Annotated in this window: 15 protein-coding genes and 1 pseudogene; 14 read left to right on the top strand and 2 right to left on the bottom strand. The window is 50.0% G+C overall.

What is annotated here, in order from left to right:
• Window position 1: 1 nt before the first annotated feature.
• Window positions 2-718 (bottom strand): Crp/Fnr family transcriptional regulator, encoded by a 717-nt coding sequence (locus tag ABEW34_RS13385; RefSeq protein WP_430159466.1) that lies wholly within the window; start codon window positions 716-718, stop codon window positions 2-4.
• 235 nt (window positions 719-953) lie between these two features.
• Here ABEW34_RS13385 and mobA (ABEW34_RS13380) point away from each other — a divergent pair, with 235 nt between their 5' ends.
• The 10 genes and pseudogenes from mobA (ABEW34_RS13380) to ABEW34_RS13335 all read left to right on the top strand — a co-directional run bounded on the left by mobA (ABEW34_RS13380) (window position 954) and on the right by ABEW34_RS13335 (window position 10,170).
• Entirely contained in the window at window positions 954-1,574 is a 621-nt protein-coding gene (gene mobA / locus ABEW34_RS13380) for a molybdenum cofactor guanylyltransferase (RefSeq protein WP_430159419.1), read from the top strand.
• 181 nt (window positions 1,575-1,755) lie between these two features.
• On the top strand, window positions 1,756-2,796 hold the full coding sequence (locus ABEW34_RS13375) for a hypothetical protein (protein WP_430159417.1): 1,041 nt from the start codon (window positions 1,756-1,758) through the stop codon (window positions 2,794-2,796).
• Complete coding sequence (locus ABEW34_RS13370) at window positions 2,783-4,960, top strand: molybdopterin oxidoreductase family protein (protein ID WP_430159414.1); 2,178 nt, start codon at window positions 2,783-2,785, stop codon at window positions 4,958-4,960. Before ABEW34_RS13375 ends, ABEW34_RS13370 begins: the two co-directional genes overlap by 14 nt.
• Complete coding sequence (locus tag ABEW34_RS13365) at window positions 4,957-5,520, top strand: 4Fe-4S dicluster domain-containing protein (protein ID WP_046233445.1); 564 nt, start codon at window positions 4,957-4,959, stop codon at window positions 5,518-5,520. Before ABEW34_RS13370 ends, ABEW34_RS13365 begins: the two co-directional genes overlap by 4 nt.
• 74 nt (window positions 5,521-5,594) lie before the next feature.
• Complete coding sequence (locus ABEW34_RS13360; protein WP_056028502.1) at window positions 5,595-6,128, top strand: Rieske 2Fe-2S domain-containing protein; 534 nt, start codon at window positions 5,595-5,597, stop codon at window positions 6,126-6,128.
• The gene (locus ABEW34_RS13355; RefSeq protein ID WP_341278048.1) at window positions 6,118-6,303 is read left to right on the top strand and encodes a hypothetical protein; all 186 of its coding nucleotides are present in this window, start codon (window positions 6,118-6,120) and stop codon (window positions 6,301-6,303) included. Before ABEW34_RS13360 ends, ABEW34_RS13355 begins: the two co-directional genes overlap by 11 nt.
• Window positions 6,300-7,445, top strand: a pseudogene (locus tag ABEW34_RS13350) (nitrate/nitrite transporter); the annotation flags it as partial. The gene ABEW34_RS13355 and the pseudogene ABEW34_RS13350, both read left to right, overlap by 4 nt.
• A 163-nt stretch (window positions 7,446-7,608) precedes the next feature.
• Complete coding sequence (locus ABEW34_RS13345) at window positions 7,609-7,953, top strand: hypothetical protein (protein ID WP_430159412.1); 345 nt, start codon at window positions 7,609-7,611, stop codon at window positions 7,951-7,953.
• Window positions 7,950-8,246, top strand: coding sequence for a hypothetical protein (locus ABEW34_RS13340; protein ID WP_430159409.1), 297 nt, complete (start codon window positions 7,950-7,952; stop codon window positions 8,244-8,246). Before ABEW34_RS13345 ends, ABEW34_RS13340 begins: the two co-directional genes overlap by 4 nt.
• 205 nt (window positions 8,247-8,451) lie before the next feature.
• On the top strand, window positions 8,452-10,170 hold the full coding sequence (locus tag ABEW34_RS13335; RefSeq protein ID WP_430159407.1) for an ABC transporter ATP-binding protein: 1,719 nt from the start codon (window positions 8,452-8,454) through the stop codon (window positions 10,168-10,170).
• 59 nt (window positions 10,171-10,229) lie between these two features.
• Here the strand turns inward: ABEW34_RS13335 and mobA (ABEW34_RS13330) are convergent, their stop codons facing one another.
• Window positions 10,230-10,823, bottom strand: coding sequence for a molybdenum cofactor guanylyltransferase (gene mobA / locus ABEW34_RS13330; protein WP_430159404.1), 594 nt, complete (start codon window positions 10,821-10,823; stop codon window positions 10,230-10,232).
• 161 nt (window positions 10,824-10,984) lie between these two features.
• Here mobA (ABEW34_RS13330) and moaA point away from each other — a divergent pair, with 161 nt between their 5' ends.
• The 4 genes from moaA (at window position 10,985) to ABEW34_RS13310 (ending at window position 17,462) form a co-directional block, all read left to right on the top strand.
• Window positions 10,985-11,995 carry a GTP 3',8-cyclase MoaA gene (gene moaA / locus ABEW34_RS13325; protein WP_430159401.1) on the top strand — a complete coding sequence of 337 codons (1,011 nt, stop codon included), beginning with the start codon at window positions 10,985-10,987 and terminating at the stop codon, window positions 11,993-11,995.
• A gap of 527 nt (window positions 11,996-12,522) precedes the next feature.
• The gene (locus ABEW34_RS13320) at window positions 12,523-14,385 is read left to right on the top strand and encodes an assimilatory sulfite reductase (NADPH) flavoprotein subunit (protein WP_430159463.1); all 1,863 of its coding nucleotides are present in this window, start codon (window positions 12,523-12,525) and stop codon (window positions 14,383-14,385) included.
• Between the two features lie 36 nt (window positions 14,386-14,421).
• Window positions 14,422-16,143, top strand: a complete 1,722-nt coding sequence (gene cysI, locus ABEW34_RS13315; protein ID WP_430159399.1) for an assimilatory sulfite reductase (NADPH) hemoprotein subunit — start codon at window positions 14,422-14,424, stop codon at window positions 16,141-16,143.
• Window positions 16,144-16,373: 230 nt separating this feature from the next.
• Entirely contained in the window at window positions 16,374-17,462 is a 1,089-nt protein-coding gene (locus tag ABEW34_RS13310) for a low temperature requirement protein A (RefSeq protein WP_430159460.1), read from the top strand.
• Window positions 17,463-17,560 lie beyond the last annotated feature (98 nt).

The following is a 17,560-nucleotide window of genomic DNA, read 5'->3' as shown; positions in this document are numbered from 1 at the left end:
ATTAAATGCGGCAAACCTCCTTCGGACATTGCTCGCAATTGCAAATCGACTTCAGATGCTCGATGTCCTTCAGCACGATATATCCGTGATCGAATGACAATACCGCTTGTTTTTTTAGCTCGCCGAGCATACGATTGACACTTTCCCTAGCAGCGCCGATATAGTCCGAAAGCTCGGTATTCGTTATTTTTTCAGAAATCAGCACGCCATCCTCCGTTTGCTTCCCGAAAGAGTTCGCCAGCCGAATAAGCGTCGAGGCTAAAGCTCCCTGCTTCCCATAAATGACGAGGTCGCGGAATTTGGTCTGGGTCAGGCGATGCATAAGTCCCATCCATTTCATGAATTCAATCGCCAAATCGCCATGCTGCCACAATAATATTTCCAAATCGCTTTTTTGAATCACCCCGATGGTGCAGTCCAGCACGGCCTTTGCGCTTGAGCTGTGGCAAGTAGGCTTGAAAGGATCGAACTGCCCTAGAATATCACCCGTTTGATATTGCGAGAAGACAAATTCCTTGCCGTCGGTATTGTGTTTGATCAGCTTAACGCGGCCTTCCATTATGTAATAGAGCTTGTCGTCGGCATCGCCCTCCCAGAAAATATGGCTGCCGACCGGAAAATGGTGGGTATACATAATTTCATTGAGTTTCTCAAAGCTGGTCTCTGAAAAACAAAAGGTATTGTATACGGTTTGCGTGTAAGGTCTCGCTACTGTCATTGGTTTCATCCCCAATTACCGCCTTCGCTGCTAGTATAAGCGGGACTATCCGCTTGAAATAACTTACTCCCAATGTAACAGAAGTCCATCATCGTCAGAGTGACTAAAATCACACTTTGGCCAAAAAAAATTGTAAATAAAGCCTAAGAGAGTGATATTTGTAACAGTATCGCCTTATAAAACCTTCTATAATGTAGCCAGAAAAGGCTGTCCACTACAGAACGGAGGGACATATATGCTGACGGGAGCCATATTAGCCGGCGGGCAAAGCCGCAGAATGGGCGGTCGCCATAAAGGTCTGCTTCCTTTTGTAAACGAAAGCATTGTCGAGCGGCAGATCCGTACGATGAAGCAGCTTTGCGCCGAAGTTATTTTGGTCACGAATGACCCGCGAAGCTTTTTGCCTATTTTAGGCAGCAGCATTCGCATCATTACAGATTATATTCCAGGCAAAGGGCCGCTAAGCGGCATGCATGCCGCCTTAACCTTAGCGACGCATTCGGACATCTGGGTCGTGGGCTGCGACATGCCGCTTATTTCAAGTGCGGTGGCCGAGCAGCTGTGGAAGGTGAAGCGGGAGCGTCGCTCCGCGGCGGCGATTCCATCTGCGGCTGGCAAGCTGCATCCTTTGCATGGCGTCTATGATAAGCGAAGCGCTGGTGAAATTGAGAAGCTGCTCGATATAAAAGAATACCGAGTGATGACGTTTTTGAATCGGATTTGCTATTACGGTATAGATACGCAGCAGCTCGAACAGACGGATGAACAGCTCAGCTGTGTGACGAATGTGAACACGCCTGAGGAATATGAGCGCATCATCAGCTTGTATGATGCCGCCTCAGCCTCTCAAACGTAAAAGGCCTGCCATCGGCAGCCACTTTGAATTCAATTTTCCTTAACGCTGCGAAGAGCTGGGGGAAATTGTTTTTTTTTTGAACAAAAGGTGACAGAGGAGCTATTGTGATGGCAATCACAGCGATGTACCATGCCGGAATGATTTAATGAGGGCAGAAAACATCGAAGAAGGAGAATTTGCCATGGATCGAGCCTTTGCTTCCAAATTTGCGAAAATGTATTTCATGACCGTAGTAGCGCTGCTGATTCTCGTGTACGTCGGCACCCGATTTTTCACCCATATCGACCTTGCCCTTTATGGTTATATGGTGGGCACGTTCGTGTTTATTGGTGGCTTTTTTTACCGCTTTATTGCCTGGGCCGAGCGTCCGCCGACGAAGCTGATTATGAAGAAGGGGCTTAAGCTGCTGTTTCGCAAAAGCACTCCGCAGACATCGGTTGAGCATCTGGCAACCTATCGTTTCATCTTCAAGCGTGGCGTTTACCGCTGGACACAGCACGTGCTGCTTGGCTGGGGATGTATTTTATCCTGCTGCGTTACGTTTCCGCTGGTGTTCGGTTGGATGTATTTTACGATGGGTGAAAATGGCCTGTATACCGTCGTCGCCTTCGGTATTGATGTGATGCAGGTGAAGGCGGACGGCTGGATTGCCTTTCTGTTCTACAACGCGCTGAATATTACCGCCTTTATGGTTATTGCCGGGGTGTGCATGGCGCTGTATCGCAGGCTTAACGATATGCAGGCGAAGGCTGAACAGACGTTTACCTATGATTTTCTGCCGCTGTTTTTGCTGCTCTTCATTAGCATTACGGGGCTGCTGCTGACGTTCAGCAACATTTTTCTGCATGGCTGGGGCCATCCGGTTATGTCGCTCATTCATCAATGGTCGGTTATTGTGACACTCATTTATTTGCCTTTTGGCAAGCTTGCGCATATTCCTTTCCGTCCAATGAGCGTACTCGCCAAAAATTATCGCGAAGCTTACGGCGAACAGCAAATGAAGGCCTGCAAAGTATGCGGCAGCAGCTTCGTATCGACGGAGCAATCCAGCGATGTCATTCAGGTGCTGGCCCAAAACGATATTTCCTTCGAGATGAAGGAAGGCTTCCATCTCGCAGAGCTTTGTCTGCCTTGCAGGCGCAAATACCGGATGTCCCGCTTTACAGGCATCCCGACACATGAAATCAAGGTCAAGGAGGCCAACCAGCATGCTAAAGGATAAGTTTCAGCAAAATATTGCGAATAAGCATCATCCGAAGGAAAAGCTGGTCAAAACCCACTGCTCCTACTGCGGCATGCAGTGCGGAATGAATTTGCGGGTCGATACCGACAAAAATACAATTATCGGCGTGGAGCCAAGGTACGACTGGCCCGTCACACGCGGCAAAATGTGTCCGAAAGGCGTGACCGCCTATCAGCAGACGAACCATCAGGACCGACTGCTGAAGCCGCTCATTCGGGACGATGCCTCGAAAAAAGGGACGAAGGAAGGCTTCCGCGAAGCGAGCTGGGACGAAGCCTATGATTTAATCGCCCGCCGCTTCAAGGAGCTGCAAGCCGAATATGGCAAGGACACGCTGTCCGTATTCAGCGGCGTCTCGATGACGAATGAAAAATGTTATCTGACGGGTAAATTCGCCCGGGTCGGGCTGCAAACGAGATACATCGATTACAATGGAAGATTTTGTATGGCAAGTGCAGCAGCGGGCTTCCTTCGGAGTTTTGGGATTGATCGCGGCTCAACGCTGCCGTGGACGGATATCCATCAGACGGATTGCTTGTTCATCGCGGGCAGCAATACGGCAGAATGCCATCCGACCTCGATGTTCCGTGTCTGGGAGGTGCAAAACCGCGGCGGCTATCTCATCGTCGTCGATCCAAGGGAAACGCCAATTGCCAGAAGGGCGGATGTCCATCTCGATTTAAGGCCGGGGACGGATTTGGCGCTTGCCAACTGCATGGTGAATTTGCTCATTCAAAACGGCCATGCCGATCAAGAATATATCGCTAATTACACGAGCGGCTTTGAAGAGACGCAGGAAATTGTGAAGATTTTCACACCTGAATATACGAGTGAAATTACAGGGGTGGCACCGGAGAAGCTGATCCGGGCAGCGGAAATTTTCGGCAAGGCACCGAATGCGATCGTCATGTTTGCCAGAGGCATAGAGCAGCAAGTTAAAGGCGCGGATAATGTATCGGCTTATACGAATATGTGCCTTGTTACCGGGAAAATTGGACGGCCTAAATCGGGTGTTGCAACGCTTACGGGACAAGGCAACGGGCAAGGCGGACGCGAGCACGGGCAAAAGTCCGACCTGCTGCCGGGCTATCGCAAGCTGACGAATCCTAAGCATGTGCAGGAGGTATGCGAGGTGTGGGGCATCACGCCGGAGGAAATGCCGCTGCCGGGTGTATCGGCTTTTGAAATGTTTGAGCTGATGGAGCAGAAGACGATTCGCGGCTTGTATCTTCTGTGCTCGAACCCCGCCGTGTCAGCACCGCATCTCAATTATGTGCGCTCGGTATTGAAGGATCTGGACTTCATGGTGTGCGCCGACTTCTTCCTGTCGGAATCAGCGGAATTTGCCGATGTTGTGCTGCCGTCTGTTACATGGTCAGAGGATGAAGGCACGGTGACGAATTTAGAGGGCCGCATTATTAAAATCAACAAGGCGCAGGAGCCGCTGGGCGAATCGAAGCCGGATTGGCTCATTCATGTAGAGCTGGCAGAGCGGCTTGGACGAGGTGACTATTTCCGCCATTTGCAGACGGCAAGCCAGGTTGCAGATGAGTTTCGTCTCGCTTCCAAGGGCGGCTATGCTGATTATTACGGCGCCACTTGGGACAAAATCGATCGTCAGGATGGCGTATTCTGGCCCTGCAAGGACGAAGCGGATACCGGAACGCCATATATGTTTGAGGATCACAAATATTTTCACCCCGATGGCCGGGCAAAAATTTGCGCATTGCCTTACCGCCCATCAGCGGAGGAGCCATGCGAGGAGTATCCGCTCCGCCTGACGACAGGGCGGGTCGTCTATCATTATTTATCCGGCAATCAGACACGGCGGATTCCGTTTTTGCGGGATATGTGCCCAGAGCCGTACGTCGAGGTCCATCCCGAGACGGCGCAGCAGTATGGCATTGCCCATGACGAGGTTGTCAGACTGTTCACCCGCCGCGGCGAATGCTTTTATAAAGTGAAGGTGATTGAAGCGATTCGTAAGGATACCGTATTCGTGCCCTATCACTATGGCTATGAGCAGTCGGTCAATTTGCTGACGATTGCTGCGCTTGATCCGATGTCGCGTATGCCGGAATTTAAAGTCTGTGCCGCACAAATCACGAAGCTGCCTGACGCTGCAAAGGAGGCGTCACAATGAAGAAGCTGCTGTATATCGAAATGGACAACTGCATCGGCTGCCGCAGTTGCCTCGCCGCTTGTACGCAATGCGGCGGACACGACGAGCGCAACCGCAACTATGTGTATGACGTCAACCCTCTGGTGGATCGCCAGACGATTCCGCTCATGTGCCTGCACTGTGTCAATCCGGCGTGCGCGAGAAGCTGCCCGGCGCAAGCGATTCAAATTACCGAGGAGGGCGCCGTGCTGTCCGCGCTTGTCGAGAAATGCATCGGCTGCCAAAACTGCACGATCGCTTGCCCGTATGGCATTCCTAAATTTGATGAAGAGCAAAATTTAATGTATAAATGTGACCTCTGCTACGACCGGACGAAGGAGGGCATTCCGCCGATGTGCGCTTCCGTCTGTCCGACCAATACGCTGCAATGGATTACAGAAGAAGAGCTGGCAGAGAAGCAGGAACGCCACAGACTTGGCAAATGGGTTTCCAGCCACCAGCCGTTCGAGCCGCTTGAAGGCGAGACGAATGTGAAGATCAGCCTTCCTGGCATTTTGCAGGGCGTCCAGAAACTATTTTAAACGATTGGGCTTTACCGGCTTTGGCATCATGATGCGGCTTGGAACGTTAGCTAGTAGAAGGAGGTTCGGATGCAATGGACAATGAAGCAGGCAAAAACAATAAAGTGCCCTTTGAAGAGGATAATTACACGCATAACATCCATAAAAACAATGAACGCCAGCTGGACCGCAGAGGCTTTCTGAAAACGATGGTTGGCGCAGCCGGTGTGTTCGCCGTGTCCACGCTTCCGTGGGGCGGACTTGCCGCAAAGGAGTTGATGGGCTTTGGAAAAAGCAGCCATCCGAAGAAAAAAATCGCCGATGTGCAGGCGCTTAAAGTAGGAGAGGCGGTGGAATTCCACTACCCCGGCGACCATGAATCTGCACTGCTGATCCGTCTGGGCGACAATAAATACAAGGCTTACCAAAATGCCTGTACGCACTTGAAATGCCCGGTGTTCTGGAGTCGGGAAGAGGATCAGCTCGTCTGCCCTTGCCATCATGGCTTTTTCGACCCCCAATCGGGCAAGCCGACAGCTGGACCGCCGAGAAGAGCGCTGCCTGAGGTATTGGTTGAAATCGAAGGCGGAGCGATTTATGCGACAGGGGTGAAGCGGTATGAAACGTAGCTACAGAGGGGTGTTGCTGCTGTGCGCGGTGCTTTTTTTGAATATCGTTTGTACGCAGTATGTCGTTAATCATTATTTTCATGAAAAGTATGAGCTCGTTCTCGTTTTTGCCTTGCTGAATGTACTGCTTTTCCCGCTGGCCCTATGGATTTATAAAAAGGAGGTTCGCAGATGAACGGAAATAAAACGCAGTTATCGATTCAGACGGGAAGCCTGATTCTTGGGTTTATGGTTTGGGTAATTCTTTCATCGCTTATTCCGTTTATTAAGGAGGATATCCAGCTGACATCAGGCCAGCTTGCCTGGGTGACAGCAATTCCAGTGCTATTCGGCTCAGTGCTTCGAATACCGGTCGGCTATTGGACCAATCGCTATGGCGCACGCAAGCTGTTTGGGTTTAGTTTTCTCCTGTTGCTTGCTCCTGTCTATTGGGTCAGTCTTGCAGACAGCTTTATCGATTTGATTATCGGCGGGATTTTCCTTGGCATCGGGGGCGCGGTGTTTTCGGTTGGCGTCACTTCTCTGCCGAAATATTACCCGAAGGAACGGCATGGCTTTGTGAACGGCATTTATGGCATCGGAAATTTGGGTACGGCGATTACGGCCTTTACTGCTCCCGTAGTGGCTAACTATCTGGGGTGGAGCAAAACAGTGCTGCTGTATCTGGTGCTGCTGGCCATATTCATCGTGATTAATTTTGTGCTGGGAGATCGCAATGAGTCGAAGGTGATGGCTTCCTTGTCGGAGCAGATCAAAGGGGTATACCGTAATGAAAAACTGTGGGCGCTCTGTTTGTTTTATTTTATTACCTTCGGCTCTTTCGTCGCTTTCACGGTCTATTTGCCGAACTTCCTCGTCTCGCATTTTGAGCTGAGCAAGGTGGATGCAGGACTGCGCACAGCTGGCTTCATCGTACTGGCGACCATCATGCGTCCTGTTGGTGGCTGGCTAGGAGACCGTTTCAATCCATTTATGATTTTGATGTTCGTGTTTGGCGGGCTTACGCTGTCAGCGGTCGTGCTGTCTTTCGCACCATCCATCGGCATGTATACGGTTGGCTGCCTTATCATTGCCCTTTGTGCCGGTACAGGCAACGGGACGATTTTCAAGCTGGTGCCGCTGTATTTCACTAAGCAGGCGGGCATTGCGAATGGTTTAATATCCGCTATGGGCGGGCTGGGGGGATTTTTCCCGCCACTGCTGCTGTCTGTGCTGTACAACTGGACCGGCCATTATGCGATCGGCTTCATGGCACTGTCTGAGGTTGCACTGGCGAGTTTAATCCTCGTCATTTGGCTGTTCTATCAAGAGAAGCTTGGTCATGCTGAGCGCCTCATTCAGCAAAACGCTCAAAACGCTCAAAATGCTCAAAACGCTCAAAACGACCACAGCACAAGAAATAGACTGACGGGGGATATGGTTAAATCTTAAAGGCTATAGGTCAGGCTCCATTTGATAGATGCTCAGGGAGGGATTGACGATGAAATCGGAATTTATGCTGGATTTATGCTTCATCCGCAAACAGGAGCTGGGAAGCTCATTTACTAAATCCATTGAAGCGCTGCTTCAACAGCTGTTTGTCAAGAAATTCTCCTGGTTTCTGGAAGAGAAGCAGGAGGGGGAGCTTGAGATCGTCAATGCGGCAGTGAAAGGCTACAGCGACTGGGAGAAGGAAGATGAGGTGCTGTTGTTTATTGAAGAGCAGGCACCTCCGGAATTTTGGGAGTGGATTCAGGGTTACCGGCTGGAGCTGGATTTGAAGCGTCCCGAGGAATGCAGGCACTGCGGCGAGCAAGCGGCTCTTAAAACAGGAGCAGCTTCATGATGGCGATGCAGCGCTTGATCGATGAGTTGATGCCTTATGCGGGCTCCCGCATCAAAGTTTGGATGGAGGATCGTTCAGGCGAGCAGCAAACGCTTCCGAAGCCGTATACGCTGTTTAAGGTGGCGGCGGCAAGCGATGGAACACAGCTGTTGTTTTATTTTAACAAGGAGCAGTTTCTGTCGGTTCCGGTGTTCGAGGAGCAGCATACGCTGCTGGAGCAGACGAAGGCCGGGCCGCGCTTTGTCTCGCATGATGAGCAGTCGCAGCTGCATTATTGGGTGTATTTTTTATAGGTGAATAAATCCTTCGCTATAAAGCTCCAACGTCGCTGGGTTCGTGACGGCGGGGCTTGTTTTTATAATGTCGGTTTGACAGTATGAAATCACACGCCAGTCCGCTGCAATCATGCTATAATTGGGGCATGGGTTTGTGGGGATGATTCGGATGAGCAGGGATACTCTCGTGAACCTAATCTAGAGATGAGAGAGTGATTTTGAAATGCTGCGTCGATTTTTTTCGTATTATCGTCCCTATAAGGGGCTGTTCTTTCTTGATTTCGGCTGCGCCATTCTTGCCGGATTGCTGGAGCTGGCTTTTCCGCTCGCGGTCAGTCAATTTATTAACGATTTGCTTCCCAGCCAGAACTGGACGCTGATCGTTGCTGCCTGTGCGGGGCTGCTTGCCGTTTATGCGCTCAATACGGCACTCAATTATGTCGTTACTTACTGGGGTCATATGCTAGGCATTAACATCGAGACGGATATGCGGCGCAAAATGTTCGACCATATCCAGAAGCTCAGCTTCCGCTTCTTCGACAATCATAAGACGGGGCATTTGATTGGCCGCATTACGAATGACCTGAATGATATTGGCGAAGTAGCGCATCACGGGCCGGAGGATGTATTTATTGCGGTTATGACGCTTATCGGCTCCTTCTCGCTTATGGCCTACATTAACCTCGAGCTTGCACTTATAACCTTCATCATTATTCCCGTTATGGCTTGGCTGATTATCGTCTTCGGCGGCAAAATGAGCAAAACGTACCGTCGCTTGTTCGGCGATGTCGGCAACTTTAACGCCCGTATTGAAGACAATGTCGGCGGCATTCGCGTCGTTCAATCGTTTGCGAACGAAGAGCATGAGAAAAAGCTGTTTTCCGTAGACAACCAAAACTTCCGCCTGACGAAGCTGCTCGCTTACAAAACGATGGCGAAAAGCATTTCCGTCAGCTATATGATGATGCGGCTCGTTACGATTTTTGTGATGATTTGCGGCGCTTATTTCTTTATTCAGGGCAAGCTGGATATGGGTGAATTTATGGCGTTCATTTTGCTTTCGAACATTTTCTTCCGTCCGATTGAGAAAATCAACGCGGTTATCGAAAGCTATCCAAAAGGCATAGCAGGCTTTAGACGCTACACGGAGATCATTGATACAGAACCTGACATTGAGGATCGGACCAATGCAACGGAACTCAAAAAAGTCGTTGGTAATGTCCGTTTTCATGACGTGAGCTTTGGTTATGAAACGAACAATATGATTTTGCAGAAAATCAATTTGGATATTAACGCTGGAGAGACTGTGGCATTCGTCGGGCCGTCTGGCGCAGGGAAAACGACGATTTGCAGTCTATTGCCAAGGTTTTATGATGTGCTTGCGGGCAGCATTACCGTAGACGGCAAAGATATTCGGGACATTAAGCTGGAATCGCTGCGCAAAAATATCGGAATCGTGCAGCAGGATGTGTTCCTGTTCTCGGGCTCTATTCGCGAAAATATTGCTTATGGAAACTTGAAGGCAACAGAGGACGAAATTTGGGAGGCGGCGCGCCGGGCATCGCTTGAAGATTTGATCAAAAAAATGCCTGAAGGGCTGGATACGATTATTGGAGAGCGTGGTGTCAAACTGTCGGGCGGACAGAAGCAGCGCCTGTCGATTGCTCGAATGTTTTTGAAAAACCCGCCGATCCTCATCCTCGACGAAGCGACGTCGGCACTGGATACGGAGACGGAAGTCGCGATTCAGAAATCGCTGTCCGACCTGTCCGTAGGCAGAACGACGCTAGTCATTGCCCACCGCCTGACGACGATCAAAAATGCGGATCGCATCATTGTCGTCGACGAGAGCGGCATAGCCGAGCAAGGAAGGCACCAAGAGCTGGTTGCAGCAGGAGGCATTTACAGCAAGCTGCATCAAGCCCAATACAGCACAGTTTAGCCGTTGAGGCGAAACGATTTCTTGAAATTATAAGCATTGATACCCACCAAAGGATGGCGTCAGCCGTTTAACCTTGACAGAATGGCCTGATAATCCTCCGGTGTATTCATATTAATGAACTGCCCGGCAATCGACGGATTGTCGGGCTTGTAAGGAATGACGGACAGCTGGTGGAGTACGTCCATGACCTTCAGATTGCGGCTGTACAGCGCGGCGGCCCATTTTCCCAGTGTACGTCCATGGAAGACGGCAAACAAAGGGTGGCTTCGCTCCTCGATGATCGGGACGACAGCATCTTTGGCTGGATGGCTGCCAAGCAGCGCCAGCATTTCAATAAAAGGCTCCGCGGTAAGCAGAGGGTAGTCACAGGCTGCGACAACGTAAACCGTGTCCGGTTCTTGATCGCTCATCCCGGCATGCAGACCGGCAATCGGGCCCAGACTTGGAAAGATATCAGGCTTAATCGTAATAGAGGGAGCAAGGAAGGGATATAATTCAGGCTCATTCGTAATGATAGAAATGCGGTCTGTTAGAACACTTAGCTGCTCGGTTATGATTTGAATAACAGGCTTGCCATTAATAAGGAGCAATTCTTTACGCTGCTGCATGCGACGGCTTTCTCCTCCGGCAAGCACAATAGCTTCCAGGTTCATCCTCGTTCACCTTGCTTTCCATCATTCGTTGATGTCAGGAACATTGACAAATACTTGACCTCTATTCATAATGTAAGGAACTTGTTCGCTATTTACCATAGTGTAAAGTATGAGACTATCATTTAACAACATTCTCTTTTGCATAATCTGAGGTGAGGAGCTTGGAGCATTCAATAAAGGATCAATTGAACCGTGGTCTGCGGGACCTGCGTTTATCTGTTACCGACCGTTGTAATTTCCGCTGCCGTTATTGTATGCCGGCCGAAATTTTCGGCAAGGACTATCCGTTTTTGCCTGAGGACAAGGTGCTCAGCTTTGATGAGATAGAACGGCTCGTAACGATTTTTGTATCACTCGGCGTCAAGAAGCTTAGAATTACCGGCGGAGAGCCGCTGCTTAGAAAAGATTTGCCAACGCTGATCAAGCGCTTGAATGCCATCCCGGGCGTTGAGGATATTGCGCTCACGACCAACGGGGTTCTGCTGCCCAAATCAGCTGCTGCACTTGCGGAAGCTGGAATGCGGCGGGTAACGGTCAGTCTGGATTCGCTGAATGACGAGCGGTTCCGGCTAATGAACGGAAACCGCAGCGGCGTGCAGGCCGTGCTGGATGGCATTGAAGCGGCTTCTGCGGCAGGCATGCCAGTCAAAGTCAATATGGTTGTCCAGAAGGGCATCAATGATCAGGATATATGGCCGATGGCCGCTTATTTTCGCGAAAAGGGGCATATTCTTCGGTTCATTGAATATATGGATGTGGGCAATTCAAATGGCTGGAAGTGGGATCACGTTTTTTCAAGCAAGCAGATTTTGCAGCTTCTGGAAGGGCACCTGCCGCTTGAGCCGGTGGAAGCCCATTATGTAGGCGAGGTTGCTTCACGCTATCGCTACCTGGATGGATCGGGGGAAATCGGTTTCATTTCCTCCGTAAGCGACGCTTTTTGCAGCACCTGTACACGGGCACGCATTTCCGCGGAAGGCAAGCTGTACACCTGCCTGTTCGCCTCGAAGGGCTATAATTTAATGGAGCTGCTGCGCGGTGACGGAACGGATGAGTCGATTCGCGAATCCATCGCCCGCATATGGACGAATCGCGATGATCGTTATTCGGAGGAACGAGCTACCCGCACCCAGTCGCCAGCGAAAATCGAAATGTCTCATATCGGCGGCTGATTTCATAAGAGTACCCGGCTAAGGACATCTAACCACGCTTCTACCAGAAGCGTGTTTTTTTTGAAATATAGAGAAAGGATATTCTAGCGCGATCCTTTCTCTATATTGCTCGGAATGAAACGCGCCGCCAAAGGAAGGCGACAGCCGTTTCACCTTGCAAAAAAACATCATAATCGTCTATCACTTTTTCTAATGGAAATCATCATAATTCTTAATTTATAAGGCTAAATCAGGGCGAAATACCCCCATTTCACTCGGATTTAGCCTTATTTTGCTTCCGAAACGAAGAATTGGGTAAAATTAGGTGATTGCATGTGGATTGCCCGATTGCAATTAATATGTTAGTTTGAATATAAATGATGGACTAAAGTGTGTAAACGCAGTTTATAAGGTGAAACGGCCGAAAGCCGTCCTTTGGCGGCGCGGCGCGTTTCAGTCTGAGAAATATCAGAGAAAGGATGAGAAAATCATATCCTTTCCTATATTTTAAAACAGTATGATTTCATGTTTATGAGAGGTGGATTTTGTTGCAACTTCAGGTGACGAACAGTCCTTTTAATCAGGAGCAGGTTGAGCTTCTTAACCGCCTTCTGCCAACTTTGACGGAATCGCAGCAGATATGGTTATGCGGATATTTGTCCGCAGTTCAGAGCACAGCAGCTTTTGCACCAATTAGTGCAGAGCCGCAATTAAGCGCAGCACTTGCTGTAGAAGGGGAAGCGCTGTCAGCACTGGCTCAGCCAGCAGGCTCGCGAGAAGTGACGATTTTATTTGGATCACAAACGGGCAACAGCCAGCGACTGTCTGGCAAGCTTGCAAGCAAGCTTGAGGCAAACGGCTTCCAGGTTACATTGTCCGCAATGAACAAATTCAAGCCTAATGGCTTGAAGAAGGTTGAAAATTTATTGATTATTGCAAGTACCCATGGAGAAGGCGAACCGCCGGATAATGCAATCTCCTTCCATGAGTTCTTATATAGTAAAAGAGCGCCACAGCTGGATGAATTGCATTTCTCCGTTCTCTCGCTCGGGGATACTTCGTATGAATTCTTTTGCCAGACGGGTAAAGATTTCGACGTTCGTCTTGAGGAATTGGGCGGTAAGCGCCTGACGCCGCGCATAGATTGCGACCTCGATTATGATGAACTGGCAGCAGAGTGGTTCAATCAGGTTACTGCTGCGTTAAATGAGCGTTTGAATGGATCGGCCACTGCCCAGCCAGCAGCTGTATCGACAACCGCTTTGGTTGGCTCAACTGAATCCGAATATTCGCGTACAAATCCGTTCCATGCGGAAGTGCTCGCGAACATTAACTTGAACGGCCGTGGTTCAGACCGCGAGACGCGTCATCTGGAGCTGTCGCTTGACGGATCGAGCCTGCAATATGAGCCGGGCGATTGCCTCGGCCTATTTCCTGAAAATCATCCGAAGCTTGTAGACGAGCTGATCCAGGCTTTGGGCTGGAGCGCGGATGAGAAGGTTCCATTTAACAAAAAAGGCGAAGAAGGCTCGCTGCGCGAAGCGCTTCTGAAGCATTACGAAATTACAGTATTGACGAAGCCGCTGCTGGAGCAGGCTGCGAAGCTTTCGGCAAATAGCGGGCTTCAAGAGCTTGCAGCGCCCGGCAAAGAGAAAGAGCTTAAGGATTACATCAACGGCCGCGATTTGCTTGATCTGGTGCAGGATTTTGCGCCTTGGAACTGGTCGCCTGCTGCATTTGTCGGTATTTTGCGCAAGCTGCCAGCACGTCTTTATTCCATTGCGAGCAGCTTCCAGGCCAACCCGGACGAGGTGCATTTGACGATCCGCGCCGTGCGTTATGAAGCAAATGGGCGCGAGCGTTACGGCGTATGCTCGATTCATACGTCAGAGCGTTTGGAGCCAGGTGATACGGTGCCGATCTATATTCAAAACAACCCGAATTTCAAGCTGCCGGCAAGCGCCGAAACGCCGATTGTTATGATCGGTCCAGGCACAGGCGTAGCCCCGTTCCGGGCATTCATGGAGGAGCGCGAGGAAACGGGAGCAGAAGGAAAATCATGGTTGTTTTACGGTGACCGCCATTTCGTGACGGACTTCCTGTATCAAACGGACTGGCAGCGCATGCTGAAGGACGGCGTTCTGACGAAGCTGGACGTCGCATTCTCACGTGACTCGGAAGAAAAGGTGTACGTACAGCACCGTATTTTGGAGCAAAGCAAGGAGCTGTATGAGTGGCTGCAAGCCGGAGCCCATGTATATGTGTGCGGCGACGAGAAGCATATGGCACATGATGTACATTCTGCGCTAATTACAGTTATTGAGCAGGAAGGCGGCATTAGCCGCGAGCAAGCGGAAGCTTATCTTGCCGACATGCAGCAGCAGCAGCGCTACCAGCGCGATGTGTACTAAACGGACTTAAAGCGAGTGCGAGAGGAGAAAGCAGCAATGGCAAATGACCAAATCGTAAAGCCGATCGGCGGCCCGCCGAGCGACGTTGAAGTTATTAAAATAGAGAGCAATTACTTGCGCGGAGCGCTCGTTGAGACGCTTCGCAATCCGGTTACAGGAAGCTTGCCGGAGGATGACAACCGCTTGATGAAATTCCACGGCAGCTATATGCAGGATGACCGGGACCTGCGCAATGAGCGCGAGAAACAGAAGCTGGAGGCTGCTTACCAGTTCATGCTCCGCGTCGTTGTGCCTGGTGGTGTAGCGACATCCGAGCAATGGCTAGCAATGGACGAACTGGCCCATAAGTACGGCAACGGAACGCTGCGTCTGACGACTCGTCAGGCTTTCCAAATGCACGGCGTGCTGAAATGGAATTTGAAAAAGACGATCCGTACGATCAATGACAAGCTCATGACGACGCTTGCCGCCTGCGGCGATGTTAACCGTAATGTGATGAGCAATCCTAACCCGCATTTGTCTGAGGCTCATGAGCAGGTGAATGAGTGGGCGAGACGCATCAACAATCACCTCGCGCCGCGCACACCTGCGTATCATGAAATTTGGCTGGATGGCGAGAAGGTAGAAAGCTCGGAAGCTGCTGGCGAAGTGGAGCCGATCTATGGACCGGTTTACTTGCCGCGTAAATTCAAAATCGGGATGGCCGTTCCGCCATCCAACGATGTAGATGTTTATTCTCAGGATCTGGGCTACATTGCGATCTTGGAAAAGGGCAAGCTCGTCGGCTTCAACGTAACCGTTGGCGGCGGCATGGGCATGACGCATGGCGATACGGCGACTTACCCGCAGCTTGGCCGCGTTATTGGCTTCTGTACGCCTGAGCAAACGATTGACGTTGCCGAGAAGACGGTTATGATTCAACGCGATTATGGGAATCGCTCCGTTCGTAAAAATGCCCGTTTCAAATACACGATTGACCGCCACGGTCTGGACTGGTTTGTTGACGAGCTGCACAAAAGAATGGGCTGGAAGCTGGAAGCGCCGCGCGAATTCCACTTCGACAGCAATGGCGACCGCTATGGCTGGCTTAAAGGCACGAACGGCAAATGGAACCTGACGCTGTACATTCAAAGCGGGCGGATTCAAGATGAAGGCGACTACAAGCTGATGACGGGCCTCCGTGAAATTGCGAAGATCCATACCGGAGACTTCCGCCTTTCGCCGAACCAGAATCTCGTTATTGCCAATATTACAACGCAGAAAAAACGCAAAATATTGGAGCTGATCGAGCAATATAAGCTGACGGATGGCCTGCATTATTCTGCTTTGCGCCGCAGCTCGATTTCCTGCGTAGCGCTGCCTACCTGTGGCCTTGCGATGGCGGAAGCGGAACGGTATTTGCCGACTTTGATCGACAAGCTGGATGTGGTCATGGATGAAGCTGGTCTGCGTGACGAGTCCATCGTTATTCGCATGACAGGCTGCCCGAACGGCTGTGGCCGCCCAGCGCTGGGTGAAATTTCATTTATCGGAAAATCGCCGGGCAAATACAATATGTATTTGGGAGCTAGCTTCAACGGCGACCGTTTGAACAAGATGTACAAGGAAAATATTGATGAAACGGAAATCATCAGCACATTGACGCCTATTATTAACCGCTTCGCGAAAGAGCGCGAGCAGGGCGAGCATTTCGGAGATTTCGTCATTCGTAGTGGCTATGTGAAGGCTACGACGTCGGGGCTTAATTTCCACGACTAGAGGCTCCGCTGCAGGCTATAGCAGGCGAGCTTGGGAAAGGCGAATCATACGCTTGCCAGCCGCTCTATTTTTTCAAAACGATAGATAGGAAATAAGGTCTGGGGCATTGGCTCCAGGCCTTATTTCGCTTATTGCCTAATGAGCGGCTGGATGCTTATAATAGTTGAGTCGAAGTAGAGATAGAGAGTGTAATTGAACGAATGCCAAGAGAGGAGCACATCATAGCGATGATGCCAGAGAAAAAAGTAACGTGGCTGGAGCTGTTTTATGATTTATTGTTTGTAGCGGCCGTTTCCAAGGCTACTCATGTGCTGCTTCATGTGGAGCATAGCAGCATTACTTGGGAGCATTTGTCCAAATTCATTTTGATTTTTGTGCCGATTTGGTGGGCGTGGGTTGGACAGACGATGTACAACAATCGTTTTGGTCAGGATACATTGAAGCATCGATTATTTATCGTAGTGCAAATGTTTTTCGTCCTCATTATGACGGCAAGCCTGAATGTTGATTTTGACGCGTATTATGTGCCCTTTTTTATTGGTTACATCGGGCTTCGGATTATAACGACCGTGCAATATTTGCTGACGGCGCGTTCAGAGGTGCTGCATAAGCTGCAAACCGCAAGATTTTTCGGTACCTATTTTTGGCTGGGGATAGCGATATCTTCGTGTTCCTTGTTTTTCGATTCGTGGCTGCGTTACTCCATTTTGTATGCGGGCATCATTTTGGACATTATTGTTCCGTTAATTGGCCGCAAGCATCTCGTTGTCACGCCAATCCATACCCCGCATTTACTGGAGCGTTTTTCGCTGTTTACGCTAATTTTGCTCGGTGAATCGGTCGTTAGCCTGCTTTCGATTTTGGATGCCGGAGATATGAGCTTTACTTCTATTGCATTCGTTGCGCTCTCCTTTATACTCGTCATTGCGATTTGGTGGCAATATTTCGAGAACATGGAGAAAAACGTGGATAAAACGAAGCGAACGGCGGGGCAGACGATTATTTACGGCCATTTATTTATCTATTTATCGCTTTGCATGATCGCTGCTTCAATCCAGCTGGTGTTTTTGGACAAACTGGAATATGGCTTTATGCTTGGATTTGTTTTTGGCTCCGTGTTCATTTACTTTCTGTCGGTTATGTGCGTGTTATACAGCTACCGCTTTGAACATTTGCGCCCGACTGTGAAGCATATTGCGCTGCTGTTGCTGCTTTTAATTGCTTTGTTCAGCGTGAACTTGCTCGTTGTCGTGCCGCCGACGATCGTGCTTCTGGAGCTTGTGCTGTTTTTTATCGTTTTTGCCAAAACAACGGCTTAGTTTTCAAAGAATGCCCGTTAAGCGGCCATTTGGCGTTTCCCGTTGGTGATTTGGAAATCATGCATGATTTGATAAGCCCCACGAATGGACGGTGCAGC

Origin of the sequence: Paenibacillus algorifonticola (assembly GCF_050481745.1) — a bacterium.
In the GTDB taxonomy this organism is placed as follows: domain Bacteria; phylum Bacillota; class Bacilli; order Paenibacillales; family Paenibacillaceae; genus Pristimantibacillus; species Pristimantibacillus algorifonticola_A.
The sequence above is the reverse complement of the archived record's forward strand: the minus strand, read 5'-3'. Positions and strand labels throughout refer to the sequence as shown.

What these genes read in the sequence shown, in the direction of transcription:
- ABEW34_RS13360 (WP_056028502.1), top strand. Translation starts at nt 5,595, where the DNA reads ATGGACAATGAAGCAGGCAAAAACAATAAAGTGCCCTTTGAAGAGGAT.
- ABEW34_RS13340 (WP_430159409.1), top strand. Translation starts at nt 7,950, where the DNA reads ATGATGGCGATGCAGCGCTTGATCGATGAGTTGATGCCTTATGCGGGC.
- ABEW34_RS13310 (WP_430159460.1), top strand. Translation starts at nt 16,374, where the DNA reads ATGCCAGAGAAAAAAGTAACGTGGCTGGAGCTGTTTTATGATTTATTG.
- ABEW34_RS13355 (WP_341278048.1), top strand. Translation starts at nt 6,118, where the DNA reads ATGAAACGTAGCTACAGAGGGGTGTTGCTGCTGTGCGCGGTGCTTTTT.
- ABEW34_RS13370 (WP_430159414.1), top strand. Translation starts at nt 2,783, where the DNA reads ATGCTAAAGGATAAGTTTCAGCAAAATATTGCGAATAAGCATCATCCG.
- ABEW34_RS13385 (WP_430159466.1), bottom strand. Translation starts at nt 718, where the DNA reads ATGACAGTAGCGAGACCTTACACGCAAACCGTATACAATACCTTTTGT.
- ABEW34_RS13335 (WP_430159407.1), top strand. Translation starts at nt 8,452, where the DNA reads ATGCTGCGTCGATTTTTTTCGTATTATCGTCCCTATAAGGGGCTGTTC.
- mobA (WP_430159404.1), bottom strand. Translation starts at nt 10,823, where the DNA reads ATGAACCTGGAAGCTATTGTGCTTGCCGGAGGAGAAAGCCGTCGCATG.
- cysI (WP_430159399.1), top strand. Translation starts at nt 14,422, where the DNA reads ATGGCAAATGACCAAATCGTAAAGCCGATCGGCGGCCCGCCGAGCGAC.
- mobA (WP_430159419.1), top strand. Translation starts at nt 954, where the DNA reads ATGCTGACGGGAGCCATATTAGCCGGCGGGCAAAGCCGCAGAATGGGC.
- ABEW34_RS13345 (WP_430159412.1), top strand. Translation starts at nt 7,609, where the DNA reads ATGAAATCGGAATTTATGCTGGATTTATGCTTCATCCGCAAACAGGAG.
- ABEW34_RS13365 (WP_046233445.1), top strand. Translation starts at nt 4,957, where the DNA reads ATGAAGAAGCTGCTGTATATCGAAATGGACAACTGCATCGGCTGCCGC.
- ABEW34_RS13375 (WP_430159417.1), top strand. Translation starts at nt 1,756, where the DNA reads ATGGATCGAGCCTTTGCTTCCAAATTTGCGAAAATGTATTTCATGACC.